This window comes from Stenotrophomonas lactitubi (assembly GCF_002803515.1).
Classification (GTDB): Bacteria; Pseudomonadota; Gammaproteobacteria; order Xanthomonadales; family Xanthomonadaceae; genus Stenotrophomonas; species Stenotrophomonas lactitubi.
This window is the reverse complement of record NZ_PHQX01000001.1, coordinates 2491567-2515528: the sequence shown is the minus strand read 5'-3', so window position 1 is coordinate 2515528 and position 23962 is coordinate 2491567. Positions and strand designations below refer to the sequence as shown.

Here is a 23962-nt window from a genome sequence, read left to right as displayed (position 1 = left end):
TCCTCGCAAGCGGCTACCGCGCGGAACGCCATGGAGTTTCGCCTCTGGACACGGCTCGCCGCCCATTCGCGCAAGCGCGGGGAGGGCGGCTTGGGTTTCCAGCGCTACGACACCACGGCAGGCCGCGGGAGCGCTTCAATTTTCTGGTTTTGGGTGTTGCAGGGCCGGAGGCAGCTGTCAGCCAGGCTGGAGCGCCGCACGGGACATGTTCAGCGCGACTGCGTGTCAGGCAATCGGCGATGGCCGGGAACGCCGGTGAGCCGCTAACATGGCCGCCCCGCGGGCGGTGGTCGCGCACTGTGCCGGATTCGTCGGAAGCGGGGCTTCTGGCCCTAAGTAACTTCCAACGAAATCAATCCCTTATCTCGCCCCCCGAGTGTAACAGAATAAACAGGCTGATGACTGCACAAGACCCTACCAAGCCGGCCGGCGACAAGCCTTCCGTGCGCATGATCACCGTTCCGGCCGACCGTGCCGGCCAGCGCCTGGACAATTTCCTGCTCGGCCAGCTCAAGGGTGCCCCGCGCAGCCTTGTCTACAAGCTGGTCCGCAGCGGCCAGGTGCGCGTCAATGGCGGCCGCGCCAAGGCCGAGCGCAAGCTGGAGGCTGGCGACGAAGTGCGGATACCGCCCGTTCGTCTCACTGAAGAGGGAGACAAGGCGGGTCCACCCGAGGCGTTCATGCGTCGGCTGGAGCAGGCCATCGTTTTCGAAGACGCCCGCCTGCTGGCGCTGAACAAGCCGACCGGCGTCGCCAGCCATGGCGGCAGCGGCATCAGCTTCGGCGCCATCGAGACCCTGCGCGCCCTGCGCCCCGGGCAGACCCTGGAGCTGGTCCACCGGCTGGACCGTGACACCTCGGGCCTGTTGATCGTGGCCAAGAAGCGTTCGGCGCTGAGCGAGCTGCAGGCGCTGCTGCGTGAAGACCACGGCTCCGGCATCCGCAAGCGCTACCTGACCCTGCTTGCCGGGCGCATGCCGGATGGTGTGATGACGGTCGATGCGCCATTGCACGTAGGCCTGCGCCAGGGCGGCGAGCGCCATGTGCAGGTCAATGCGATCGGCAAGGAATCCATCAGCCATTTCCGGGTGCTGGAGCGCAAGGGTGGCCATTCCTACTGCGAAGTACGCATCGAAACCGGCCGCACTCACCAGATCCGTGTGCATGCCCAGCATCTGGGACATCCTGTGGCCGGAGACGACAAATACGGCGATCCTGCAGTCAACAAGCGGCTTCGTGAGCAGATCGGGCTGAAGCGCCTGTTCCTGCATGCTGCGTCACTGGAGTTCGCGCTGGACGACGGCAAGAGCCCATATGTGCTGAGTGCGCCGCTGGCGGATGAGCTGGTCGAGGCGCTGGACAGGCTGAAGTAGCCCCTGCGGGGCTGACCGGCCAACGGGCGCAGCCCCCTCGTGGCTGGCACTGTGACGGATTGCCGGGGAGCTCTGGGCGGGGTGGGCCTGCGGGGGACGCCGCAAGTACGTCCCTGTAGGCTTAGCCGCGCCATCCATGGCGCGGATACCCCCGCAAGCCCACCCCACCCAGCGCCAGACAGATCGCGCGCGTGCCAGCCACGGAACATCAAAAGAAAAGCAGACCCGGTCCGCGCGGCGGCCCGGGTAGAGTCGAGCCATGCTCGACTCACGCGCGCAGCGCGGGCTTCGCTTTTCATTCTTTCATTGCGCGGCTGGCACGCACGGAAAAATGACGGGGCGCGGGCGGGGTCGGTTCGCGGGGGTGTCCGCGGCATGGATGCCGCGGCCAAGCCCCCAGGGAAGGGTTTACGGCGTCCCCCGCGAATCGACCCCGCCCGTGACCTCTCGATACTGTGGAATGCGCCAGCCGCGAGGGGGCTCAGCCCGTTGGCCGGACACCCTTCACCACTTGAACAGCACCAGGCTGATCGCCAGCGTACCCATGCCCGCCACCAGCCCGTACACGGTCTCGTGCCCTTTGGCGTAGCGCTTCGCCGCCGGCAGCAGCTCGTCCAGCGCCAGGAACACCATCACCCCCGCGATCAGGCCGAACACCCAGCCGAATGTGGCGTGGGACAGGGAGCCGGACAGCAGTACATAGCCGATCGCTGCGCCGACCGGTTCGGCCAGGCCTGACAACAGGCTGGCGGCGAACGCGTAGAACTTGTTCTGCGTGGCGAAGTACACCGGCACCGCAATGGCGATGCCCTCGGGAATGTTGTGGATGGCAATGGCGAAGGCCAGCGGCATGCCCACCGACGGGCTCTCCAGCGTCGCGAAGAACGTCGCCAGCCCCTCCGGAAAGTTGTGCGCGGTGATCGCCACCGAAGTCAGCAGGGCGACCCGCTTCAGGTATTCGCGGCTGTTCTCGCGGAACGCCGGGTCTTGCTTGTCCAGGCTGTCATGCGGGTTGGGAATGAAGTGGTCGATCAACACGATCACCACTACGCCCAGCAGGAAGGCGAGGGTGCCGTAGGTGAAGCCGGTGCGCTCACCATAGGCCAGCGCGAACGAGGCGATGGATTTGTTGAGGATCTCCGACAGCGAGACATACACCATCGCGCCGCCGGCAAAGGCCAGGCCGAAGGCCAGCAGGCGCGGGTTGGGGCGGCGCGAGAACAGCACCAGCAGGCTGCCGATGGCGGTGGCAAGGCCCGCAGCGAGGGTGACCGCCAGGGCGATCCAGATGTTTTCGGGGGGAATCTGCAGCATGTTCCGACGCGTTCCTTGTCATCAAGCAATCGCCCCGGCAAGGGCCGGGGCGGCAAAGGCGAGGCGGGCGTCGGCTGGCCTCGTCAGCGGCAGGCGATCAGCCGCCGCGGCGCAGGCTTTCTTCGATGGCGAAGCACTGGTCCGGCTTCGGCTGCGGCGGGTTGAAGCTGACCGGCACCTGGATCGTGGCCGGCACGGCCTCGCCATTGCGGGTGGCGGCCTTGAACTGCCAGCCCTGCACGGCGGTCTTGGCCAGATCGTCCAGCTGCGGGTTGCCCGCGCCGGTCAGCAGGGTGACCTCGCTGGGCTTGCCGTCGGTGCCGATCACCACCTTGAAGGTGCTGGTGCCGCCCACGCCGGTGCAGGCCAGTTCAAGCGGGTATTGCGGCGGCGGGGTCTTCACCGCAGCCACTTCGGTGGGGGCCGCAGCCGGCGCTGCCGGCGGCTCGGAGGTGCCGCAGCCGGCCAGGCTGGTCGCGGCAAGCAGGGACAGGCTCAGCAATCGCACGTTCATTTCAGTTGCTCCGTCAGGGCCGAAGTCTTCGCTGCGCAGATGAAGTCGTTCTCGCTCAGGCCGCCCACGTCGTGGGTGGAGTAGCGGACGACGGCACGGTCGTAGTGGACGCCGAGGTCCGGGTGATGGTCCTCGCCGTGGGCGATCCAGGCCAGCGCGTTCACGAAGGCCATGGTGGCGTAGTAATCCTTGAAGCGGAACGTGCGCACCAGCGCCTGGCCGGCCTCGGCCAGCTCCCAGCCGGGAACCTGCGGCAACAGTTCGGCCAGGCGGGCCTCGCCCAGCTTGTGGTCGCTGCCTTTGCGCGGCACGCAATGGGCCTGCGCCAGCGGAATCAGGTCGGCCATGGGTTCCTCCACCTCGTGTTGACTGAACAATGCGCCGGCCGGTGTATAAAACGAATGAGCGGCTGACGCTTACTTGGCTAGAATAGCCTGATGATCCAGATCTCCGACACTGCCCAGACCCATTTCCGCAAGCTGATCGAACGCGAGGGCGTGCCCGGCATGGGCGTGCGCTTGAGTGCGGTCGAACCCGGAACCCCGCGTGCCGACGCCCGGCTGGAGTTCGCCGAGCCGACCGACCTGCTCGGCGACGAGTGGGCGGTGGACTGTGATGGCTTCACGCTCTATGTCGACGCCACCAGCGTTGGCTGGCTCGACGGCGCGGAGATCGACATCGTGCCCGGTACGGCCGGCACCCAGCAGCTGACGATCAAAGCGCCGCGGATCAAGGGCGAAGCGCCCGGCGATGCCGCCTCGCTGGTCGAACGTGTGCATTGGGTGGTGGAGAACGAAGTCAATCCGCAGCTCGCCTCGCATGGCGGCAAGGTGGCCGTGCAGGAAGTCTCGGCCGAAGGCGTGGTGCTGCTGCGCTTCGGCGGTGGCTGCCAGGGTTGCGGCATGGCCGACGTCACCCTCAAGCAGGGCATCGAGAAGACCCTGATGGGCCGTGTGCCTGGAGTGACCGCCGTGCGTGACGCCACCGATCACGACAGCGGCCACGCCCCGTATATTCCGCGCGGCAACGCCGCCTGATCGCCAACGCGTGCCTCTGCCCAGAGCCGAGCAACTCATCGACCTGCTGCTGGCGCGCCAGCAGCGACCGCCCATCCTCGAGAAGAACACCGGCCTGCCGTACGGCTGGGCGATCTGGCTGCGGACGCTGACGCCGCTGCCACGTCCGTTGCACGCGCGCGAAGTGATCGCGGTGCTGCTGCCGCGACCGCTGCCAGGCCCCCCGGGGCAATTGCCGGCGCTGGGACCATGGGCGTCCCTGCGCCGCCTGTTCTGGCAGGACTGGGATCCGGCGCCTCGCGACCAGCGTTGGTTGCGCTGGACCTCGGCGCTGCTCAGCGCGCTGCTGCATCTGTTGTTCTTCCTGTTGCTGCTGTGGGTAGCGGTGATCCGCACGTCTTCGCCGGACGAGCAGGGCAGCGAGGGTGAGCGCGTGCAGATTGAATTCGTCGGCCGTGCTGCGCAGGAAGGCGGCGGCGACCAGGCCGGAGCCGAGGCGGCTGCTGCTGCAGCAGCCGGTGCCGTAGCCGCAGGCCAGGACGCGGGGGGCGCAACTGCACCGCGCCCGCAACCGGCGTCGCCTGCGCCGTCTTCCGCTGCCGCTGCCACGGCACCGACTGCCAGCGTGCCGCCGCCGCCCGAGGTTGAGCCGGCGCCGGTGGCCGCACCACCGCCCTCACCGGTGCAGGCCACCGAAGTGGCGCAGGCCACCAGCGATTTCGTGGTGCCGCCGATGGCGCCGCCGCGAACCGAAGTCAGCATCGTTCCGCGAGACACCGTCCCGACCGTGCGCGAGCGCAGCGTGCAGCCGGTGCAGGCTGCGCCGACACCAACGCCAGTGCGCACGCCCGAGGTGGCAGTGCAGGCGCCGCGGGTGCGCGATGTACAGGTGCAGGAGCGCGAAATCAGCACGGTTGAAGCGCCGGTGGCGCCGCAGCCGATGCGCACCACCGACATCCAGGTGCGCGTGCCGCAGCGTGAGGTGCAGGTGCGCGAACGCGAAGTGCAGGCCATGACCGATCCGCAGGTGCGCATGGCCGCCGTCGCAGGGCGCGAGCCCACCGTGCGTGCGCCTGCCGGGCGCGAAGTGCAGGTGCGCGAACGCGAGGTTGCAGCCGCTCCGCTACCGGCTGCGTCGACCTCGGCCGGCAGTGCGACCACGCCTACGCCGGCACCCGCAGGCAGCGCAGCCCAGAACAGCGCCAGCGCGGCGCGTCCTGCGGCGACCAGTACTGCCCCCGCGCAGGCGGGTGCACGCCCGGCGCCGACCCCGGGCAACTGGGCGACACCTGCACGCGGGGACGACTGGGGCGCTTCCAGCCGCAATCGCGATGGTGCCAATCAGGGCGCCGCGCAGGCCAGCGCCGGCAAGGGGGAAGGTCTGTTCAATGCCGACGGCAGCGTGCGCGTGGCCGGCCAGGACGGCGCTGGCAAGGCCGAGCGTGGCGCACCTGGTGGAGCCAACGACGGCTGGAGCAAGGAACGCATCGCCGAGTCCGGCAAATGGTTGAAGCGGCCGCCGTACGACTACACGCCCACCTCGTTCGATAAGTACTGGGTGCCGCAGGAATCGCTGCTTGCCGAATGGGTGCGCAAGGGCGTCAAGGCGATGGAGATTCCGTTGCCGGGCACCAGCACGAAGATTTCCTGCGTGATCTCGATCCTGCAGGCCGGTGGCGGCTGCGGCCTCACCGATCCGAACATGCAGGACCAGCCGGCGGTGGCGCGTCCGCCGCCGGATATCCCGTTCAAGAAAGAGCTGCAGGAAGATAACGGCAGCCGGTAGGGTGCCGCATCCACGCATGGCGTGGATCTATTGAGCATCCAGCTGCACCGGGTAGATCCACGCCATGCGTGGATGATCCATGCGCTTGCGCGTGCATGCCGACCAAGGTCGGCCTCTACCAGGTCACGCGCTCTGCGACAGGAATACCCAGAACGGGACGTCGCGGCCCACCCAGTCACGGCTGGCTTCATCAAGGATGTCCAGCAGCGTGTCGAACTCCTTGCCTGCACCGGCGCCGGCGCGCAGGGCATCGACATCGGCCAGGAACAGCGCGTACCCGTTGGCCGGTAGCCATTGCAGGTCGCGCAGGTTGTCAGCCAGTGCATCCCAGTTGCCGCCGAAGCCGGCAGGGAAATCAAGCTGGGCGGCCAGCCGTGCCAGCAGGGTGCGCTTGTCGCTCACGCCATCCAGGTCGATCCGGATCACCTTCAGGTCGGCATCGCGCATCGCTGCCGACAGCGCGCTGATATCCGAGGTGTCGATCGCGTAGACGCCGGCATTGTTGATGTCATGCAGGCCGAGGCCGAAATCATCGTGGCTCATGGACGTTCTCCTGAGGCCGGTACGGTGAAGCTGCGGAACGATTCGTAGTGGTCATCGGTGTAGTACCAGGCATCGGGCGGGTTGCCACCGGTGACGATGCGCCGCGCACCGCGGTTGCCCGCGCCAGGCGTGTCGACGGTGTACTCGCGGTAGTAACCGCGCGGACGCTGTGGCAGTTGTTGTTCGCGGTTGCCGAAGGTGCTGCCGTCCTGGCGATGCGGGAACGGGCCGCCGCGCTGGATCAGCGCGATGGTCTGGCGGGCTTCGGCCGGCAGGAAGGCGGGCAGGCCGCTGTCAGTGCCGTTGCTGCGCACCGCGGGTGCACTGGCGGCCGGCGTGCTCTGCAGGTCAGGCGCGAACTGCGGCGGCGGCGGCCGCTGCAGGAAATGATTGACGACCAGGCCGAGCAGCAGCAGGGCGATGGCGGTGATCAACAGCCGGGGGTTGCGCATGGGCAGTGGCGGGCGAGGGTGGTGCGCCCACTGTAGCGCCTGCGCGCTGCACCCTGCATGAGGGCACGCGCTGCGTCACTGCTGCGTAACAATTGCCGGCATGCTCACCTGCAGGACGCAATTTCCTTTACATCCCCCTTGGTAATCTTGCGGTCTGTCCCCATCATTCACCGCGCAACGCCCGACGATGCCGTCGGGTGCCCTCGCTATCAGGAGATGCATCATGGCCTACACCCTGCCCAAGCTGCCCTACGCCTACGACGCGCTGGAACCGCATATCGATGCGGCGACGATGGAAATCCATCACACCAAGCATCACCAGACCTACATCAACAACGTCAACGCTGCGCTGGAAGGCACCGAGTACGCCGACCTGCCGGTCGAAGAACTGGTGAAGAAGCTGAAGTCGCTGCCGGAGAACCTGCAGGGTCCGGTGCGCAACAACGGTGGCGGTCACGCCAACCACTCGCTGTTCTGGACCGTGATGGCCCCGAACGCCGGCGGCAACCCGGTCGGTGATGTGGCCAAGGCGATCGACAAGGACCTGGGCGGTTTCGACAAGTTCAAGGATGCCTTCACCAAGGCCGCGCTGACCCGTTTCGGCAGTGGCTGGGCGTGGCTGAGCGTGACCCCGGACAAGAAGGTCGTGGTCGAAAGCAGCGGCAACCAGGACAGCCCGTTGATGGAAGGCAACACCCCGATCCTCGGTCTGGACGTGTGGGAACACGCGTACTACCTGAAGTATCAGAACCGCCGTCCGGAATACATCGGCGCGTTCTTCAACGTCATCGACTGGAATGAAGTCGAGCGTCGTTACCAGGAAGCGATCGCCTGATCTCAGTGCCTGCGTGAACGCGAAAAGGCCGGGGGAGACCCCGGCCTTTTTGTTTGTCTGTGACCGCACCCGCCGGGCATGGCCCGGCGCTACCGGAAACGGGGGTAGCGCCGGGCCGTGCCCGGCGAGCGCAGCGGCGCGCTCATTCGGTGGTGGCGGGCACGTCCTGCAGCCGCAGCGTCGCCATCACACCCAGGCGCAGCCCGGGCAGGTCGCCATCGGCGGGCAGCAGGATCGCCTGTTGGCGGATGCCGCCGAAGTGCTTGACCTGGAACAGCACATCCAGCCCATGGCCACTGGCACCACCGCCGCTGGCCGTCGGTGCGCCAGGATTGCGCCGAGCCGGCTGGAAGCCGGGCGTGCTGCGCACCAGCTCGACGGTGCTGGCGGAGAAATCTCCGGCGATCAGGCTCGGCATGCCCTCGGCCGTGGCGCCGATCCAGGTCATCAGGTCGCTGGTCTGATGTTGCCGGGCATTGACCTCGTCGGGATCCGGGCGCAGGCGCGCGATGTAGACGTTGACGTCGTTGTCGCCCAGCCGCAGGCGCATCATGCCGGCGGCGCTGAAGGTGCCCGGCGGATGCAGCAGGGTGACCCCGTCCTCGCTGACCGGCAGCCGGCTGAGCATCGCGTTGCCGTGCCGGACCGGCTGGCTCGGCGGGTCAGCGGTGACGAAATCGCAGCTGTAGCGCAACCGGCTGGCCAACCAGCAGGCCGGATTGCGCCCCTGCTGCTGCAGTACCTGCTGCACCGAAATCACATCCGGCTGCAGATCGGTCAGCAGCTGCAGCACCTGTTCGCGGCGCTGCTTCCATTGGCCTTCGTCACGGCTGGGCAGTTCCAGCGCGGCGACAGTCAATTGCCGCACCTCTGTGGCAAGGCCTGTGGCCGGCGGCGCCTGTGGCCGGGCCAGCGCAGGCACGGCCAGCATGAGGGCAAGGCAGCTGGGCAGGATGCGGGCAAAGGGCAGGGGGCGCATAACGATAAGTTTACGCTTTTGCCGTGCAGGTTCCGTGACTTCCGGCAGGGCTGCATGTGCCTGCCATGCTTTGGCGCGGCTGTCATGCAGCCCTGCAGCGTGCTTCGCACGCACAGGTTCCGGTACTCTTGCGCCTTTCGTTTTGCAGGAATGCCTTACAGGATGAGCCACGACGCAGTCGCCCCCATCGCCGGCCAGGGAAAGATGCCGCGCCAGATCCCGTACATCATCGGCAATGAGGCCTGCGAGCGGTTCAGTTTCTACGGGATGCGCAACATCCTGGTGCAGTTCCTGATCACCTCGCTGCTGCTGCAGGAACTCACTGCGGAAGGCCGTGCCGGTGAAGCCAAGGACATCATGCACAGCTTCATGATCGGCGTGTATTTCTTCCCGCTGCTCGGTGGCTGGCTGGCCGACAAGTTCTTCGGCAAGTACCACACCATCCTGTGGTTCAGCCTGGTCTACTGCATGGGCCACCTGTGCCTTGCGTTGTTCGAGGGCAGCCGTGAGGGCTTCTTCCTCGGCCTGGGCCTGATCGCGCTGGGTGCCGGTGGCATCAAGCCGCTGGTGGCCTCGTTCATGGGCGACCAGTTCGACCAGAGCAACAAGCACCTGGCCAAGATCGTCTTCGACGCGTTCTACTGGATCATCAACTTCGGCTCGTTGTTCGCCTCGCTGCTGATCCCGCTGGTGCTGAAGAACTGGGGCCCGCAGTGGGCCTTCGGCATTCCGGGCATCCTGATGTTCATCGCCACCTTCGTGTTCTGGCTGGGCCGCAAGCGCTACGTGCTGGTGCCGCTGCCGCCGAAGGACCCGCATTCGTTCGCCAACGTGGTGCGCACCGCGCTGACCGCGCGCGTCGCCGGCCAGGGCCGTCCGGGCCTGGTCATGGCCGTGGCCGGGCTGGTGCTGGCTGTGGCCTCGTTCGGCCTGGTCGGCTCGCTCGGCATCGTGATCTGCCTGTGCCTGGCGCTGGTGTCGATCCTGGCAGGCATCGGTGGTGGTACCTGGCTGCAGCTGGACCGCGCCCGCGGCCAGCACCCGGCCGAAGCCGTGGAGGGCGTGCGCTCGGTGCTGCGGGTGCTGGTGATCTTCGCGCTGACCACCCCGTTCTTCTCGCTGTTCGACCAGAAGGCCTCGACCTGGGTGCTGCAGGGCCAGCAGATGCAGATGCCGAGCTGGTTCACCGCCTCGCAGATGCAGGCGCTGAATCCGCTGCTGGTGATGATCCTCATCCCGTTCAACAACCTGGTGCTGTACCCGGCGCTGCGCCGCTTCGGCTTCGAGCCGACCGCGCTGCGGCGGATGACCGCCGGCATCGCCTTCAGCGGCCTGGCCTGGATCGTGGTCGGTGGCATCCAGGTGGTGATGGATGGTGGCAACGCGATGTCGATCTTCTGGCAGATGTTGCCGTATGCACTGCTGACCTTCGGCGAAGTGCTGGTCTCGGCCACCGGCCTGGAGTTTGCCTACAGCCAGGCACCGCAGGCCATGAAGGGTGTGGTGATGAGCTTCTGGAACCTGACCACCACCATCGGCAACCTGTGGGTGCTGCTGTCCAATGCCGCCGTGCGCAATGACACGGTCACCCACAAGATCGCCAGTACGGGCCTGAGCGAGGCGGCATTCCTGATGTTCTTCTTCGCCGGTTTTGCTTTCGTCGCGGCGTTGGCCTTCGGTTGGTATGCGAAACGCTATCGTATGGTCGACAACTACCGCACCGCCTGAGCCTGACATGACCCCCGTCAATCTGCTGTTGATCGCCATCACCGCCATCCTGTCGTGGATGGCGTTCAACAACCGCAAGCTGGCCGACCGCCTGATCCTGTGGCCGCCGGCGGTGGATCGCCCCGCCAGTACGACCGCCTGATCACCTACGGCTTCATCCACGCCGACTGGTCGCACCTGATCTTCAACATGATCACCCTGTTCTTCTTCGGGGGATTCATCGAGAGCGTGATGGTGCAGCTGACCGGCAGCTACCTGGTCTATCCGGCGTTCTACGTCGGTGCGCTGCTGGTCTCGATCCTGCCCAGCTACCTGAAGAACCAGAAGAACCCGAACTACCTCAGCCTCGGTGCGTCCGGGGCGGTGTCGGCGGTGCTGTTCGCCTTCATCCTGATCAAGCCGTGGTCGATCATCCTGGTGTTCTTCATCCCGGCGCCGGCGATCGTCTATGCCGCGTTCTACGTCGGCTACAGCATCTGGATGGACAAGCGTGGTGGCGATCGCATCAACCACAGCGCGCACCTGGCCGGTGCGGCGTTCGGCGTGATCTTCATGCTGGCCATGCAGCCGAGCATCTTCAGTCACTTCCTGCGCGAGCTGTCCAACCCGACCTTCCGCCTCGGCGGCGGTTGAGGGTGGTTGGGGTCGGATCCGCTGGATCCGACCCCCGGGGCTGCGGCCCCGCTCCGGGTCAGGCCCGGGTTTCCTGACCGTAGGTATCGAGCAGGCGGGAGAACACTTCCTCGCCGATGCTCTGGAACGCCTGGTCTTCGGTCTGTCCCTCCACGGCCAGTTGCAGCAGGCCCTCCAGCAGGGCGTGATCGGTATCGGAATGGGAATCGCTGGGGTGCATCGCGGGCCTCCACGGCAGATCGCTTGGTCGACTGTCGCAAGGGGTATGCCAGCTTGGCGCACCCCTGCAGAGGGGTTAGCGGCCGGCCAGACCGCAGCTTGAGGGCAACAACTGACGCAGCAGGCACAGACTTGTCCCTGTTCAGGCTTCACGCGATCATGGCGCCCGGCTGCGCACCATCCACGCAGTCGCCGCAGGAGACAGTCCCATGGCTTCGGTCACGCCCCCCGGTCTGGCTTACGAGGTCGAACACGATCAGGTCAACCACCGGTTCACCGCCCGCGTGCGCGGGCAGGTGGCACTGTTGGACTACCAGATCAAGCGCAGGCGGATGGTCATCACCCATACCGAAGTGCCCGAGCCGATCGCTGGCCGTGGCATTGCCGGTGAGCTGACCCGGGTCGCACTGCGTTTCGCCCGGGAGCAGAAGTACAAGGTGGTGCCGGCATGTGCCTATGCCGAGGCCTTCCTGCAGCGGCACGAGGAGTATCACGATCTGCTTGTGGGCTGATTCCAGCGGGCCACGCTTCAGCCAGGGCAGGCGATGATGTATGAACATGAACAGGGGATCCCGATGAAGATTGGAAAGAACCGGCCACTGCACGCCAGCGTGCTGGCCGGCGCTATGGGCGTGCTGTTGCTGGCCGGTTGCCAGCGCGAGAACGAGGCGGCACCTGCCACCGACGCCGCACCTGCGGCAGAAGCCACTGGCACCGCCGAGGCCCCCGCAGCGGAAGCGCCGTTGGATCTGCGCGATGTGATCGAGAACAACGAACGTGAAGTGGTCGGCATCAGTTACCCGGCGGGCATCGATCGTTATCCGGGCCTGGCGCGCGCGCTGCAGGCCTATGCCACCTCCGCCCGCAGCGATCTGCAGCAGGCGCTGGACGGGCTGGGCAACGACAAGCCGACCATGCCCTATGAGCTGTCGCTGAGCTTCGAGAAGCTGCTGGAGACGCCGCAGCTGGTGGTGGTCAGTGCCGACGGCAGCCGCTACACCGGTGGCGCCCATGGCGAACCGCTGGTGGCACGTTTCGTGTGGCTGCCGGCGCAGCAGCAGATGCTGAGCGCCGACAAGCTGGTGACCGACGCCAAGGGTTGGAAAGCGATCAGCGATTTCGTCGCCGACCAGCTGCGTGAGCGCGTGGCCACCCGCCTCAGCGGTGAGGACATGGACCCGTCGCAGCTGCAGGAATCGCTGCGCAATGCCTCGCGGATGATCGCTGACGGCACCGGTCCGCAGGCCGACAATTTCAGCCAGTTCCAGCCGCTGACCGACGACAAGGGTCAGATCACCGCGCTGCGCTTCGTGTTCCCGCCCTACCAGGTGGGTCCATACTCGGATGGCACCCAGACCGCCGATGTACCGGCCTCGGTGTTGCTGCCGCACGTGGCCAAGGACTACGTGGAGCTGTTCGCGCGCGGGTAACCGCAGACGAGGAGGTGTCGTGGATACAGGGTTGCAGGAGCGGGTCACCGGCCTGCTCCACGAGGCCGGGGTCCAGATCGATGGAACCCGGCCGCAGGATATCCAGGTGCATGACCCGCGCTTTTTCGCGCGGGTCATGGCGCACGGCTCACTCGGCCTGGGCGAGAGCTACATGGACGGCTGGTGGGATGGCAACGTTCTTGATGAGTTTCTGTACCACCTGATGCAGGCGCACCTGGACGAACGGGTGCACGGCTGGCGCGAAGTGGCCGACGCTTTGAAGGCGCGTCTGTTCAACCTGCAGGCCGGGCAACGCAGCTATGAAGTCGGCCGTCGCCACTATGACCTCGGCAATGATCTTTACCAGGCGATGCTTGGCCAGCGCCTGGTCTACAGCTGCGGGTATTGGCGCAACGCCAACGATCTGGATGCGGCGCAGGAAGCCAAGCTCGATCTGGTGTGCCGCAAGCTCGGGCTGCGCCCCGGGCAACGCGTGCTGGATATCGGCTGCGGTTGGGGCGAGTCGCTGAAGTTCGCGGCCGAGCGCTATGGCGTCAGTGGCGTGGGCATCACCATTTCGCAGGAGCAGGCCGACTACGCGCGTGAGCTGTGCGCTGGCCTGCCGATCGAGATCCGGCTGCAGGACTATCGCGAACTGGACGAGCCGTTCGATGCGATCTTCTCGATCGGCATGTTCGAGCACGTCGGCGACAAGAACTACCGCAGTTTCTTCGACGTGGCGCGACGCTGCCTGTCGCCGCGTGGCCTGCTGCTGTTGCACACCATTGGCAGCAACATCTCGCGCCATCGCACTGATCCATGGATCGCGCGCTACATCTTCCCCAACTCGATGCTGCCATCGGCGGCGCAGATCAGCCGCGCGTTTGAAGGGCGTTTCGTGCTGGAGGACTGGCACAACTTCGGTACCGACTATGACCTGACGCTGCAGGCGTGGCGACGCAATGTGGAAGCGGCATGGCCGACACTGGATGCGCGACGCTATGACGAGCGGTTCCGTCGCCTGTGGCGGTTCTACCTGGCCGGATCGATGGCGACGTTCCGCAGCCGGCATGCGCAGTTGTGGCAGCTGGTGCTGTCGCCGCAAGGCGTACCCGGGGGATATGTGGCGCCGCGGTGATCTGGAAGAGCATCCACGCATGGCGTGGATCTACTGGGATCACGCAACCCTGCGGTAGATCCACGCCATGCGTGGATGACGCAAAAAAAAACCGCCCGGTCTCCCGGGCGGTTTTCATTTCACGCTACGGTGCCGGCGATCAGTTGCCGGTGCCGGTCAGGCCACGCTTTTCCAGCAGCGGTTCGATCTGCGGCTCGTGGCCGGCGAAATCGCGGAACAGCTGCATCGCGTCCACGCTGCCACCCTTGGACAGCAGGGTCGCGCGGAAGTGGTCGCCGTTCTTGCGGCTCAGACCGCCGTTGTCGCGGAACCACTTCTGGGTGTTGGCGTCCAGCACTTCCGACCAGATGTAGGCGTAGTAGCCGGCCGAGTAGCCGCCCATGATGTGGCTGAAGTACGGGGTCTTGTAGCGCGGCGGAACCGGCGCGTAGTAGATGCCGTCCTTCTCCAGCGCGGCGCGCTCGAAGGCCATCACGTCCTTGGCGGCCGGCACCTGGTCCGGGCCGATCTGGTGCCAGCGCTGGTCGAGCATGGCGGCACCGAGGTACTCGGTGGTGGCAAAGCCCTGGTTGAACTTGGCCGCGGCCAGCACCTTGTCCAGCAGCGCCTGCGGCATCGCCGAACCGTTCTGGTAGTGCTTGGCGTAGTTCTTCAGGATGGCCGGGTTGTCGGCCCACATCTCGTTGACCTGCGAGGGGAACTCGACGAAGTCGCGCGGCACCGCGGTGCCCGAGAAGTACGGATACTTCACGTTCGAGAACATGCCGTGCAGGGCGTGGCCGAATTCGTGGAAGGTGGTGCTCACTTCATCCCAGGTCAGCAGGGTCGGCTGGCCGGCCGGCGGCTTGGGGATGTTCAGGTGGTTGGCCACCACCGGCTTGAAGCCGGTCAGCTTGGACTGCGAGACGTACGAGTTCATCCATGCACCACCGCGCTTGGAGGCGCGTGCGTACGGGTCGAAGATGAAGATCGCCAGCTGGCTGCCGTCGGCATCGAACACGTCATAGACGGTGACGTCATCGTGGTACACCGGCAGGTCGGTGCGCTGCTTGAAGGTCAGGCCGAATTCCTGGTTGGCGGCGTAGAACACGCCGTTTTCCAGCACGTTCTTCATCTCGAAGTACGGCTTCAGCTGCGACTCGTCGAAGTTGTACTTGGCCTGGCGCACCTTCTCGCTGTAGAACGCCCAGTCCCACGGTTCCAGCTTGAAGGTCGGCTTGCCGGCGGCCTTCTGTTCCTGGTCGATCATCGCCTGCAGGTCGGTGGCTTCGCGCTTGGCATTGGCCACCGCGGCCGGGGCCAGCTTGCCCAGCATCGCGTTGACCGCTTCGGGGGTCTTGGCGGTCTGGTTGGTCAGGTTGTAGGCGGCGAAGTTGGCAAAGCCCATCAGCTTGGCCTTGTCGGCGCGCAGCTGCATGATGCGCGCGACCAGCGCGGTGTTGTCGAACTCACCGCCGCGGCTGCCGCGGGTGGTGGAGGCCTCGTAGATCTTCTGGCGCAGGGCGCGGTTGGCCAGGTTGGTCAGCGGCGGCTGGCCGGTGGTGTTGAGCAGGGTGATCACGTACTTGCCGTCCAGGCCGCGGGCCTTGGCGGCTTCGGCGGCGGCGGCGATCTGCTCCTTGGACAGGCCGTCCAGTTCCTTGACGTCGTTGACGGTGATCGCCGAAGCGTTCACTTCCGACTGCACGTTCTGGCTGAACTTGGTGCCCAGGTTGGCCAGCTCGGCGTTCATTTCCTTCAGCTTGGTCTTGTCGGCCTCGGACAGCTTGGCGCCGGCGCGCACGTAGTTGTCGTAGTACTTCTCGACCAGGCGCACGCCTTCAGCGTCCAGGCCCAGGGTGGTGCGGCTGTCATACAGCGCCTGGATGCGCGCGAACAGCTTGCCGTTCAGCGCGATCGCATCGCTGTGCGCGGCGAACTTGGCCGAATAGTCGGCCTGCAGCTTCTTGCGGGTGTCGTTGGTATCGGCGCCGACCAGGCTGAAGAACACGGTGGTCGCGCGATCAAGGGTGTCACCGCTCTTTTCCAGAGCGATGATGGTGTTGTCGAAGGTCGGCTTGGCCTTGGTGTTGGCGATCGCTTCCACTTCCTTCAGCTGCTGCGCCATGCCGGCGTCGAAGGCCGGGGCGAAGTCGCTGTCCTTGATCTTGTCGAACTGCGGGAAATGCAGCGGCAGCGGGCTGTCGGCGAAGAACGGATTGGCCTGCTGGGCGTTGGCAGCGGCCGGGGTGGCGGCGCTGGCCGAATAGGCGGGCAGGGCAAGGCCGAGGGTCATGGCCACGGCAAGGGCAAGGCGGGTGGTCAAGGTCGATACTCCGGTAAGGCAAACAAGGGCCCGAGGGTAACCCGGCCCGGCGCGCCTGCACTTGTGTCAAAAGGCATGTTGGCAACGCAGACCTGCTGCAGAGCCACTCCATGGGTGGCTGCCCGGGTACCATGGAGAACACCGCCTCCCAGGCCCGTTGCCATGACCACCGCCTACGATTTCAGCTTCCGCGACCTCGACGGCCAGCCGCACGCGCTGGCGCAGTACCAGGGCCGTCCGCTGCTGCTGGTCAACGTGGCCAGCCGCTGTGGCTTCACCCCGCAGTACACCGGGCTTGAGCAGCTGTGGCAGGACTACCGTGATCGTGGCCTGGTGGTGATCGGCTTTCCCTGCAACCAGTTCGGCGCGCAGGAACCGGGCGATGCCGCGCAGATCCGCCAGTTCTGTTCGATTGATTACCCGGTCAGCTTCCCGCTGTCGCAGAAGATCGAGGTCAACGGCGAGGGGGCCGACCCGCTGTGGGCGTGGCTGTCGCACGAGAAGCGCGGGCTGCTGGGCATCGCCCGCATCAAGTGGAACTTCAGCAAGTTCCTGGTTGATCGCGAGGGGCAGGTGGTGGATCGCTATGCGCCGACCACCAAGCCGGAGCAGCTGCGCGGCGGCATCGAAGCGCTGCTGTAGCCGCTCTCTGTAGAGCCGAGCCCACGCTGGGCTTGCGCGCGCAGCGTGCGTGCCTGCCATGGTCGGCCGGCAGAGCAGCCGAGCGTGGGCTCGGCTCTACCACAGCCCGGCTTATTTCTCGACGAACGCGCGCTCGAACACGTAGTGGCCGGGCGTACCGATGCGCGGCGAGGTCTGGAAGCCGCGGCTGTCCAGCACGGTGCGCAGGTCGGCCAGCATCTGCGGGCTGCCGCAGATCATCGCGCGGTCGTTTTCCGGGCTCAGCTCCGGCAGGCCGAGGGTGCGCTGCATCTCGCCGCTTTCCATCAGCTGGGTCAGGCGGCCCTGGTTCGGGAACGGTTCGCGGGTCACCGCCGGGTAGTACAGCAGCTTGTCACCGACCATTTCGCCTAGGAACTCATGCTCGCGCAGTTCCTTTTCGAAGTAGTCGCGGTAGGCCAGGTCCTTTTCGTAGCGCACGCCATGGCACAGGATCACCTTGTCGAATCGCTCGTAGGTTTCCGGGTCCTTGATGACCGACAGCCACGGCGCCATGCCGGTGCCGGTACCCAGCAGGTACAGGTTCTTGCCGGGGTGCAGGTCGCTGATCAGCAGGGTGCCGGTGGGCTTCTTGCCGACCAGCACCTTGTCGCCCGGCTTGATGTGCTGCAGGCGCGAGGTCAGCGGGCCGTCCTGCACCTTGATGCTGAAGAACTCCAGGTGCTCTTCCCAGTTGGCGCTGGCGATGGAGTACGCGCGCAGCAGCGGCCGCGCGTCGGTCTCCAGGCCGATCATCACGAACTGGCCGTTCTCGAAGCGGAAACCGCTGTCACGGGTGAGGGTGAAGCTGAAGTAGGCGTCGGTCCAGTGGCGGACCTCAAGCACCGTTTCGGCGCCGAAAGCGGAGGACATGGGCGTATCTATCGGAAGTCGTCGGGACAATTCTATCTCAAATGAGACAGGTTCTCATTAGGCGGAACGAGAGGCGTTCTCAGCGGTAACCTGCCGCCTGCAGTTCGAACAGCTCGGCATAGCGGCCGCCCTGTGCCATCAGCTCCTGGTGGGTGCCGCTGGCCTCGATCCGGCCATCGGCCAGTACCAGGATGCGGTCGGCCATGCGCACGGAGGAGAAACGGTGGGAAATCAGCACTGCGGTGCGATTATCCGCCAACTCCCTGAACCGCTGGAACACCTCGAACTCGGCGCGGGCATCCAGCGCCGCGGTGGGCTCATCCAGGATCATCACCTGTGCATCGCGCATCCACGCGCGGGCGATGGCGATCTTCTGCCACTGGCCACCGGACAGGTCCACGCCCTGCTTGAAGCGGCGGCCGATCTGCTGGTCGTAGCCGCCGGGCAGGGCAGCAATGACTTCCTCGGCCATTCCGCGGCGGGCGGCATCGGTGATCCGCGCACGGTCGTCCATCGCTTCCACCTGGCCGACACCGATGTTCTCGCCGGCACTGAGGTTGTAACGCACGAAGTCCTGGAAGATCACGCCGAGATTGGCGCGCAGGTCGTCCAGGTCGTAGTCGCGCAGGTCGCGGCCATCGAGCAGGATGCGGCCTTCGTCCGGTTCGTACAGGCGTGCCAGCAGCTTGACCAGGGTGGTCTTGCCCGCGCCGTTCTCACCGACCAGTGCCAGCACTTCGCCCGCGTGCAGCTGGAAATCGAGGTGACGCACGGCCCATTGCTCGGCATCGGGATAGCGGAAGCCCACGTCCTCGAACACGAAGCCTTCGCGGATCGGCTGCGGCACGCGCACCGCGTCCTTGCGCGAGTGGATTTCCGGTTCGATCTGGAAGAACGAATACAGGTCGTCGAGATACAACGCCTGGCTGGCCACCTGCGAGAAGCCGATCAGCAGGCCTTCCAGCAACTGGCGCAGGCGCAGGAAGCTGCCGGCGAGGAAGGTCAGATCACCGATCGAAAAATCGCCGCGCACCGTGCGCCAGGCGATATAGGCATACGCGGTGTAGTAGCCCAGCGTGCCCAGCGCGGCCAGCAGCGTGCCCCAGAACGCACGCCGCCGGGCGAGCGCGCGGTTGGCCAGGAACAGCGCCGCCGACAAGCTGCGGTAGCGGTCGACCAGGAACCGGTGCAGGTTGAAGATCTTTACTTCCTTGGCCGTTTCCACGCTGGCGCCGAGCTGGCGCAGGTAGTCCAGCTGGCGGCGTTCCGGCGTCCACAGGAAGTTGAGGCTGTAACCGGCCGCATTGAAGTGCGATTCGCCGATGAAGGCCGGCACCAGTGCCAGCGCCAGCAGCAGGATCAGCCACGGCGCATAGACCAGCAGGCCGACGGCGAGGCTGGCGACGGTGATCGCATCCTGCACCTGGCCGAACAGCTGGCTCATCAGGTTCATCCGACCCATGGTCTGGCGCCGTGCACGGTCCAGCTTGTCCTGCAGGTCCGGGTCCTCGAAGTCCTCCAGGTCGAGGGTGGCCGCGTGTTCCATCAGGCGCACGCTGGTGACGTTGGCGAACAGTTCCGACAGCAGGGCATCGGCGTAGCTGACCAGGCGGCCGAGCAGGTCCGAGGCGATGGCCAGGCCCAGCTCCAGCGCCAGCAGGCCGAGCAGCGGATTGAGCAGCCCACTGGACAGCGCCTCGCCCAGCGGCGGGAAGCCCGCGTCGTGCTGGCTGAGGTGCAGCGCGGTATCGATGATCAGCTTGCCGACGTACAGCATCGCCACCGGCAACAGCGCACGGATCAGGCGCAGGCCAAGGCTGGCCAGGGTCAGGGCGCGGCTGGTCTGCCACACCTGGCGCAGGAACGGCGGCAGGTTGCGCATCGCCTTGAAGCGTTGACGCAGGCTGGGTTTCTCGGCGCCGGCAGCGCCGGCAATGGGGGAAGCAGGCATGCCGCTATTGTGCGCGCCTGATACGTGCAGGTGGGGTCAGCGCAGCCGTGTGGCTGACACCGGGGTCAGATCCCTTTGCGCGGCAAAGGGCTCTGACCCCAGCGACCCACATCGGGTCAGAGCCCTTCGCAGTGCGAAGGGGGCCGACCCACCTCCATCCACGCATGGCGTGGATCTACTGTGTCGACCAAGGTCGACACCTACCAACAGCTGCAGGAACCTGACCCAGCCGGCTGGCCCCCTTTTACGGCAGCGGCGGCAGCAGCCCGGCGCCCAACCGGTTCCAGGCATTGATCACCGCGATACCCATGCTCAGGTCGCTGATGCCCTTCTCATCGAAGTGCGGCGCCAACGCATCGAACGTCGCCTGCGACGGTGCACCGTCGGTCAACCGGGTCAGCGCCTCGGCCCAGCCCAGCGCCGCGCGCTCGCGGTCGTCGAAGAAGCGGCTTTCGTGCCAGGCAGGCAGCGTATCCAGCTTGCGCGGTTCGATGCCGCCCTTGCGCAGCGTGGTGGCATGCATGTCCATGCAGTAGCCGCAGCCGTTGAGCTGCGAGACGCGCAGGAACACCAGTTCCATCAGGGTCGGATCGATCGAACTGTCATGCACCGCCTTGCTGGTGGCCAGCAGACCCTTGAAGGCTTCGGCTGCGAGGCGGGTGTAGGGAACGCGGGGAGAGGCATGGTTGGACATCTTCAGCTCCACGGCGGCCACCATGGCCGCCTTTCAGTACAAGGACGCCGCAGCATCGCTGCGCGTGACAACCGCAGGCAGTTTTTCTGGATTCAGCACGCTGTAGAGATTGGCGATGCGGCCATCGACCACCTCGATGGTGGTGATCGAGTGCAGGTGGTCGCCTTCGAAACGCAGGATCGCCGGCTCGCCGTTGACGTAGCCGAGCTGTGCCGGATGCGCTGCGCCGCGGCGGGCGATCGCCCAGTACAGGCGGCCAATGCGCTCGGCGCCCAGCAGCGGACGCACCGCCGCGGTAACCACGCCACCGCCATCGGAGACCAGCAGCGCATTGGCATGCAGCAGCGCCTGGATCGCTTCGCTGTCACCGCGCTGGGAGGCATCCATGAAGCGCGCCAACAGTTGCCGGTGCTGGCTGGCGTCGGCGTTGAAGCGTGGCCGCCCCGCCTGCAGGCGCTGCCGGGCACGGTGCACCAGCTGCCGGCAGTTGGCCTCGCTGTGGCCGATCAGATCGGCGATTTCGCGGTAGTCATGGTCGAAGGCTTCCTTCAGCAGGAACGCGGCGCGCTCTTCCGGGCCGAGCTGCTCGAGCAGGGTCAGGAAGGCCACCGAGACATCGTCGGCCAGCGCGTGCAGCTGCGCCGGGCCGGGCGCCGGATCAGGTTCGAGGGTGATCGCCAGAGGTTCAGCCAGCCACGGGCCCACGTAGTGCGCGCGTTCGCGCTTGGCCGTGCGCAGCCGGTCCAGGCCCAGGCGGGTGGTGGTGGTCACCAGCCAGGCCTCGGGGTCGACGATGGCCGCCGTATCGGTGCCTGACCAGCGCAGCCAGGCATCCTGGACCACGTCTTCGGCGTCGGTGCGGCTGCCCAGCAGGCGGTAGGCCAGCGCCATCAGGCGCGGGCGGTGGGTATGGAAGGCGGTTTCGGCGTTCATATGGGCAAGGACGCCGGGGCAGGCGCGGGTGTGACAGAGGGCAGGGCTCAGATCTTGCCGGCCGGCGGCCGGCACTGCCACCCCGCGGCCGAGGGAGGGGGTAAAATGGGCGGATTACCCCCGCCAGCCTTCAGCAAGCGAGCAATCCGTGACATCGATCAAGCAGGAAGACCTCATCCAGTCCGTCGCCGACGCGCTGCAGTACATCTCGTACTACCACCCGGTCGACTACATCAAGAACCTTGCCGCCGCCTACGAGCGCGAGGAGTCGCCGGCAGCGAAGGAGGCGATCGCGCAGATCCTGATCAACTCGCGGATGTGCGCCGAAGGCCACCGGCCGATCTGCCAGGACACCGGCATCGTCACTGTGTTCCTGGAAATCGGCATGGACGTGCGCTGGGATGACGCCACCATGGGCGTGGAGGACATGGCCAACGAGGGCATCCGTCGCGCCTACCTGTACCCGGACAACAAGCTGCGCGCTTCGGTGCTGGCCGATCCGGCCGGCAAGCGCATCAACACCAAGGACAACACCCCCGGCGTGGTCAACGTCAAGGTGGTGCCGGGCAACACCGTCGAGGTGATCGTCGCCGCCAAGGGCGGTGGTTCGGAAGCCAAGACCAAGTTCGCCATGCTCAACCCGTCCGACTCGATCGTCGACTGGGTGCTGAAAACCGTGCCGACCATGGGCGCAGGCTGGTGCCCGCCGGGCATGCTCGGCATCGGCATCGGTGGCACCGCCGAGAAGGCGATGCTGCTGGCCAAGGAAGCGCTGATGGAGCCGATCGATATCACCGAGCTGCAGGCCCGCGGTGCGTCCAACCGCATCGAAGAGCTGCGCCTGGAGCTGTACGAGAAGGTCAACGCGCTGGGCATCGGTGCGCAGGGCCTGGGTGGTTTGACCACGGTGCTCGACATCAAGATCAATGACTACCCGACCCACGCGGCCAACCTGCCGGTGGCGTTGATTCCGAACTGCGCCGCCACCCGCCACGCGCACTTCACGCTGGACGGCAGTGGCCCGGTGATGCTGGACCCGCCGTCGCTGGAAGACTGGCCGAAGCTGACCTATGACGCCTCCAAGGGCACCCGCGTGGACCTGGACACGATCACCCCGGAAGACGTGGCCAACTGGAAGCCGGGCCAGACCCTGCTGCTCAACGGCAAGCTGCTGACCGGCCGCGACGCCGCGCACAAGCGCATGGTCGACATGCTCAACAAGGGCGAGCAGCTGCCGGTCGATCTCAAGGGTCGCTTCATCTACTACGTCGGTCCGGTCGATCCGGTGCGCGACGAAGTGGTGGGCCCGGCCGGTCCGACCACCGCCACCCGCATGGACAAGTTCACCGAACAGGTGCTGAGCGAAACCGGCCTGCTGGGCATGGTCGGCAAGGCCGAGCGCGGCCCGGCCGCGATCGAAGCGATCAAGAAGCACAAGTCGGCCTACCTGATGGCCGTCGGTGGTTCGGCCTACCTGGTGTCCAAGGCGATCAAGGCGGCCAAGGTCGTCGGCTTCGCCGACCTGGGCATGGAAGCGATCTACGAGTTCACCGTGGAAGACATGCCGGTGACAGTGGCCGTCGATTCCACCGGCGAGTCGGTGCACAAGACCGGCCCGCGCGAATGGCAGGCCCGCATCGGCAAGATTCCTGTCGTGGTGGAGTGATCGGCGCGGCGTCGTCCACGCCTGTCCGATTGCAGAACGGCGCCCTGGTGGCGCCGTTTTTCGTTTAACGCATGCGCAGGCGCTGCTTTGCTAGGGTGTGCGCGTTGCCATGGAAGGGAAGCTGCTTGTGCGTCAAGGAACAAGTGCAGTTCTTGTTGTAGTTGCCATCCTGTTGCTGGCGGGCTGCGCGCCGCAGTACTACGTGGAGCAACCCACCAGCGAGGCAGGCCGCGTGTGTGCGGCAGGGTGCGCACAGCGGCATCTGCAATGTGCGGGTCAGGCGCGCTCGATGGCCGAAACGGCGCAGCAGAGCTGTCAGGCGGACAAAGCACGTGTCATCGACAAGTGCAGCGATATCGCTGACGAAAAGATGCGGCATCGTTGCGAGGGCGCACGTGGCGCCGGCGCGTACTGCGCCGTTGCAGCCGATACGCGCGCCTGTGATGCGACCCGGGCCCAGTGTGTACTCGATTGCGGCGGATCGGTAAGCGAAACCCGTTCTTCCGGCAGTCTTCCGGTCTATTGAACAAGGAGTGTCCTGTGAACCTGTTGCGCAGCCTTTGCTTTGTCGGCCTGCTGGTTCTTGCCGGATGCAGTACATCGTCTTTGTCGTATGACGGTGGGGGCGGCTTCAGCGCCGGTGCCCAGTGCCAGATGCAATGCCAGGCCAGCTATCGCAGCTGCATGGCCGAGGACCAGGGGATCGGCAGCCGCCAGTCCAGTTGCGAGCAGCAGGTGGCACCAACGCCGGACAAGCGCTGCAAGGACATCGAGCATCCGGAACTGCGACGTTCCTGCGAATTGAAAGCGCACGACTGCACGCTGCGGGCGCCGATGATGGGCTGCGGCGAGCGTCGTGATACCTGCATGAGCAGCTGCGGCTGACCACGCCGGTGACAGCGCGCATAATCAGCCGTTCC

Annotated in this window: 24 protein-coding genes and 1 pseudogene; 13 read left to right on the top strand and 12 right to left on the bottom strand. The window is 66.2% G+C overall.

The genetic code is table 11. From position 1 onward, the window contains the following. The first annotated feature begins 398 nt into the window (after positions 1 to 398). Positions 399 to 1373, top strand: coding sequence for an RluA family pseudouridine synthase (locus CR156_RS11845; RefSeq protein WP_100553008.1), 975 nt, complete (start codon positions 399 to 401; stop codon positions 1371 to 1373). 504 nt (positions 1374 to 1877) lie between these two features. Here CR156_RS11845 and zupT read toward each other — a convergent pair. From zupT to CR156_RS11830, 3 genes are all read right to left on the bottom strand, one after another. Then, positions 1878 to 2687, bottom strand: a complete 810-nt coding sequence (gene zupT, locus CR156_RS11840; RefSeq protein ID WP_025876721.1) for a zinc transporter ZupT — start codon at positions 2685 to 2687, stop codon at positions 1878 to 1880. A gap of 97 nt (positions 2688 to 2784) precedes the next feature. After that, positions 2785 to 3201: an energy transducer TonB gene (locus tag CR156_RS11835; RefSeq protein WP_100460537.1), complete on the bottom strand. Its 417-nt coding sequence runs from the start codon at positions 3199 to 3201 to the stop codon at positions 2785 to 2787. Beyond that, entirely contained in the window at positions 3198 to 3548 is a 351-nt protein-coding gene (locus CR156_RS11830; protein ID WP_089236179.1) for a 4a-hydroxytetrahydrobiopterin dehydratase, read from the bottom strand. Before CR156_RS11830 ends, CR156_RS11835 begins: the two co-directional genes overlap by 4 nt. Positions 3549 to 3638: 90 nt before the next feature. Between CR156_RS11830 and CR156_RS11825 the strand changes: the two genes are divergently transcribed. Both CR156_RS11825 and CR156_RS11820 read left to right on the top strand, forming a co-directional pair. Then, positions 3639 to 4238 carry an NfuA family Fe-S biogenesis protein gene (locus tag CR156_RS11825; RefSeq protein ID WP_089236178.1) on the top strand — a complete coding sequence of 200 codons (600 nt, stop codon included), beginning with the start codon at positions 3639 to 3641 and terminating at the stop codon, positions 4236 to 4238. A gap of 10 nt (positions 4239 to 4248) precedes the next feature. Continuing rightward, positions 4249 to 6003, top strand: coding sequence for a hypothetical protein (locus CR156_RS11820; RefSeq protein ID WP_100553007.1), 1755 nt, complete (start codon positions 4249 to 4251; stop codon positions 6001 to 6003). Between the two features lie 123 nt (positions 6004 to 6126). Here the strand turns inward: CR156_RS11820 and CR156_RS11815 are convergent, their stop codons facing one another. Both CR156_RS11815 and CR156_RS11810 read right to left on the bottom strand, forming a co-directional pair. After that, positions 6127 to 6546: a barstar family protein gene (locus CR156_RS11815; protein ID WP_100553006.1), complete on the bottom strand. Its 420-nt coding sequence runs from the start codon at positions 6544 to 6546 to the stop codon at positions 6127 to 6129. Then, entirely contained in the window at positions 6543 to 6998 is a 456-nt protein-coding gene (locus CR156_RS11810) for a guanyl-specific ribonuclease (RefSeq protein WP_100553005.1), read from the bottom strand. Before CR156_RS11810 ends, CR156_RS11815 begins: the two co-directional genes overlap by 4 nt. Before the next feature lie 223 nt (positions 6999 to 7221). Between CR156_RS11810 and CR156_RS11805 the strand changes: the two genes are divergently transcribed. Continuing rightward, positions 7222 to 7833 (top strand): superoxide dismutase, encoded by a 612-nt coding sequence (locus CR156_RS11805; RefSeq protein ID WP_089236174.1) that lies wholly within the window; start codon positions 7222 to 7224, stop codon positions 7831 to 7833. A 142-nt stretch (positions 7834 to 7975) separates the two neighbouring features. Here the strand turns inward: CR156_RS11805 and CR156_RS11800 are convergent, their stop codons facing one another. Then, a complete protein-coding gene (locus tag CR156_RS11800; protein WP_100553004.1) occupies positions 7976 to 8812 on the bottom strand; it encodes an endonuclease/exonuclease/phosphatase family protein in 837 nt (278 codons plus the stop codon). A 162-nt stretch (positions 8813 to 8974) separates the two neighbouring features. On the opposite strand from CR156_RS11800, the gene CR156_RS11795 reads away from it, so the two are divergent. Next, on the top strand, positions 8975 to 10540 hold the full coding sequence (locus CR156_RS11795; RefSeq protein ID WP_100553003.1) for a POT-type proton-dependent oligopeptide transporter: 1566 nt from the start codon (positions 8975 to 8977) through the stop codon (positions 10538 to 10540). Between the two features lie 7 nt (positions 10541 to 10547). Further along, a pseudogene (locus tag CR156_RS11790) lies at positions 10548 to 11173 on the top strand (rhomboid family intramembrane serine protease). Between the two features lie 58 nt (positions 11174 to 11231). On the opposite strand, the gene CR156_RS22960 reads toward CR156_RS11790, so the two are convergent. Beyond that, entirely contained in the window at positions 11232 to 11393 is a 162-nt protein-coding gene (locus CR156_RS22960) for a hypothetical protein (RefSeq protein WP_165780990.1), read from the bottom strand. Between the two features lie 208 nt (positions 11394 to 11601). On the opposite strand from CR156_RS22960, the gene CR156_RS11785 reads away from it, so the two are divergent. From CR156_RS11785 to cfa, 3 genes are read left to right on the top strand one after another with little or no spacing between them, the layout of a single operon-like run. Next, a complete protein-coding gene (locus tag CR156_RS11785) occupies positions 11602 to 11904 on the top strand; it encodes a GNAT family N-acetyltransferase (RefSeq protein ID WP_089236171.1) in 303 nt (100 codons plus the stop codon). A gap of 36 nt (positions 11905 to 11940) precedes the next feature. Further along, positions 11941 to 12822, top strand: a complete 882-nt coding sequence (locus CR156_RS11780) for a DUF3298 and DUF4163 domain-containing protein (RefSeq protein ID WP_100553002.1) — start codon at positions 11941 to 11943, stop codon at positions 12820 to 12822. Positions 12823 to 12841: 19 nt separating this feature from the next. Next, positions 12842 to 13960 (top strand): cyclopropane fatty acyl phospholipid synthase, encoded by a 1119-nt coding sequence (gene cfa / locus CR156_RS11775; protein ID WP_100553001.1) that lies wholly within the window; start codon positions 12842 to 12844, stop codon positions 13958 to 13960. A 139-nt stretch (positions 13961 to 14099) separates the two neighbouring features. On the opposite strand, the gene CR156_RS11770 is transcribed toward cfa, so the two are convergent. After that, positions 14100 to 16265, bottom strand: coding sequence for a M3 family metallopeptidase (locus tag CR156_RS11770; RefSeq protein ID WP_100553000.1), 2166 nt, complete (start codon positions 16263 to 16265; stop codon positions 14100 to 14102). Between the two features lie 162 nt (positions 16266 to 16427). Here CR156_RS11770 and CR156_RS11765 point away from each other — a divergent pair, with 162 nt between their 5' ends. Continuing rightward, entirely contained in the window at positions 16428 to 16907 is a 480-nt protein-coding gene (locus CR156_RS11765) for a glutathione peroxidase (protein WP_100552999.1), read from the top strand. A gap of 111 nt (positions 16908 to 17018) precedes the next feature. Here CR156_RS11765 and CR156_RS11760 read toward each other — a convergent pair whose 3' ends face one another. The 4 genes from CR156_RS11760 to CR156_RS11745 form a co-directional block, all read right to left on the bottom strand. Then, positions 17019 to 17798 (bottom strand): ferredoxin--NADP reductase, encoded by a 780-nt coding sequence (locus CR156_RS11760; protein WP_100552998.1) that lies wholly within the window; start codon positions 17796 to 17798, stop codon positions 17019 to 17021. Between the two features lie 79 nt (positions 17799 to 17877). After that, positions 17878 to 19749 (bottom strand): ABC transporter ATP-binding protein, encoded by a 1872-nt coding sequence (locus CR156_RS11755; RefSeq protein WP_100552997.1) that lies wholly within the window; start codon positions 19747 to 19749, stop codon positions 17878 to 17880. A gap of 244 nt (positions 19750 to 19993) precedes the next feature. Beyond that, on the bottom strand, positions 19994 to 20443 hold the full coding sequence (locus CR156_RS11750; RefSeq protein ID WP_100554153.1) for a carboxymuconolactone decarboxylase family protein: 450 nt from the start codon (positions 20441 to 20443) through the stop codon (positions 19994 to 19996). Between the two features lie 33 nt (positions 20444 to 20476). Beyond that, complete coding sequence (locus CR156_RS11745) at positions 20477 to 21376, bottom strand: RNA polymerase sigma-70 factor (protein ID WP_100552996.1); 900 nt, start codon at positions 21374 to 21376, stop codon at positions 20477 to 20479. Between the two features lie 148 nt (positions 21377 to 21524). On the opposite strand from CR156_RS11745, the gene CR156_RS11740 reads away from it, so the two are divergent. The 3 genes from CR156_RS11740 (at position 21525) to CR156_RS11735 (ending at position 23927) form a co-directional block, all read left to right on the top strand. After that, complete coding sequence (locus CR156_RS11740; RefSeq protein WP_100552995.1) at positions 21525 to 23042, top strand: fumarate hydratase; 1518 nt, start codon at positions 21525 to 21527, stop codon at positions 23040 to 23042. 109 nt (positions 23043 to 23151) lie between these two features. Continuing rightward, positions 23152 to 23568: a hypothetical protein gene (locus CR156_RS22740; protein ID WP_133120086.1), complete on the top strand. Its 417-nt coding sequence runs from the start codon at positions 23152 to 23154 to the stop codon at positions 23566 to 23568. 14 nt (positions 23569 to 23582) lie between these two features. Then, positions 23583 to 23927, top strand: coding sequence for a hypothetical protein (locus CR156_RS11735; RefSeq protein WP_100552994.1), 345 nt, complete (start codon positions 23583 to 23585; stop codon positions 23925 to 23927). Positions 23928 to 23962: the final 35 nt, after the last annotated feature.

Coding starts and splice junctions, on each gene's coding strand:
- CR156_RS11845 (WP_100553008.1), top strand. CDS start 399: ATGACTGCACAAGACCCTACCAAGCCGGCCGGCGACAAGCCTTCCGTG.
- zupT (WP_025876721.1), bottom strand. CDS start 2,687: ATGCTGCAGATTCCCCCCGAAAACATCTGGATCGCCCTGGCGGTCACC.
- CR156_RS11835 (WP_100460537.1), bottom strand. CDS start 3,201: ATGAACGTGCGATTGCTGAGCCTGTCCCTGCTTGCCGCGACCAGCCTG.
- CR156_RS11830 (WP_089236179.1), bottom strand. CDS start 3,548: ATGGCCGACCTGATTCCGCTGGCGCAGGCCCATTGCGTGCCGCGCAAA.
- CR156_RS11825 (WP_089236178.1), top strand. CDS start 3,639: ATGATCCAGATCTCCGACACTGCCCAGACCCATTTCCGCAAGCTGATC.
- CR156_RS11815 (WP_100553006.1), bottom strand. CDS start 6,546: ATGAGCCACGATGATTTCGGCCTCGGCCTGCATGACATCAACAATGCC.
- CR156_RS11810 (WP_100553005.1), bottom strand. CDS start 6,998: ATGCGCAACCCCCGGCTGTTGATCACCGCCATCGCCCTGCTGCTGCTC.
- CR156_RS11805 (WP_089236174.1), top strand. CDS start 7,222: ATGGCCTACACCCTGCCCAAGCTGCCCTACGCCTACGACGCGCTGGAA.
- CR156_RS11800 (WP_100553004.1), bottom strand. CDS start 8,812: ATGCGCCCCCTGCCCTTTGCCCGCATCCTGCCCAGCTGCCTTGCCCTC.
- CR156_RS11795 (WP_100553003.1), top strand. CDS start 8,975: ATGAGCCACGACGCAGTCGCCCCCATCGCCGGCCAGGGAAAGATGCCG.
- CR156_RS22960 (WP_165780990.1), bottom strand. CDS start 11,393: ATGCACCCCAGCGATTCCCATTCCGATACCGATCACGCCCTGCTGGAG.
- CR156_RS11785 (WP_089236171.1), top strand. CDS start 11,602: ATGGCTTCGGTCACGCCCCCCGGTCTGGCTTACGAGGTCGAACACGAT.
- CR156_RS11780 (WP_100553002.1), top strand. CDS start 11,941: ATGTATGAACATGAACAGGGGATCCCGATGAAGATTGGAAAGAACCGG.
- CR156_RS11765 (WP_100552999.1), top strand. CDS start 16,428: ATGACCACCGCCTACGATTTCAGCTTCCGCGACCTCGACGGCCAGCCG.
- CR156_RS11760 (WP_100552998.1), bottom strand. CDS start 17,798: ATGTCCTCCGCTTTCGGCGCCGAAACGGTGCTTGAGGTCCGCCACTGG.
- CR156_RS11755 (WP_100552997.1), bottom strand. CDS start 19,749: ATGCCTGCTTCCCCCATTGCCGGCGCTGCCGGCGCCGAGAAACCCAGC.
- CR156_RS11750 (WP_100554153.1), bottom strand. CDS start 20,443: ATGTCCAACCATGCCTCTCCCCGCGTTCCCTACACCCGCCTCGCAGCC.
- CR156_RS11745 (WP_100552996.1), bottom strand. CDS start 21,376: ATGAACGCCGAAACCGCCTTCCATACCCACCGCCCGCGCCTGATGGCG.
- CR156_RS22740 (WP_133120086.1), top strand. CDS start 23,152: ATGGAAGGGAAGCTGCTTGTGCGTCAAGGAACAAGTGCAGTTCTTGTT.